A 300-nucleotide genomic window follows, 5' to 3' on the forward strand; every position below is an offset into this window, starting at 1 on the left:
AGATGTTTATTGAATTTTAAATAGACACTTTAAATAAGAAGTGATAAAAATCAGGCACCTACGTTTCCCGACGTAGATTATAAAAATCTTAAGAAGGAGCCTGATTGTGTTAGAAAGTACGCGTAAATTTGGAAAAAATCAATATTTGTTTCATTGTTTTCTATCAATTGATGATCGACGTGTTGGTGGCCGCTGCACTTACTCGCTATTAACGATTTTAGTCATTGTACTATGTGGGTTAATATGCGGTTGTGATGGTTGGAAAGCGATGGCACTTTTTGCCAAAACTCGAAGACGCTG

1 protein-coding gene is annotated in these 300 nt (G+C 36.0%); it reads left to right on the forward strand.

The annotated features are described in order from the left end of the window. Nucleotides 1-106: 106 nt before the first annotated feature. Nucleotides 107-300, forward strand: a 194-nt coding sequence (locus DGG96_RS20620; protein ID WP_165831660.1) for a transposase family protein, incomplete at its 3' end; no start/stop codon positions are given.

Source organism: Legionella qingyii (assembly GCF_003184185.1).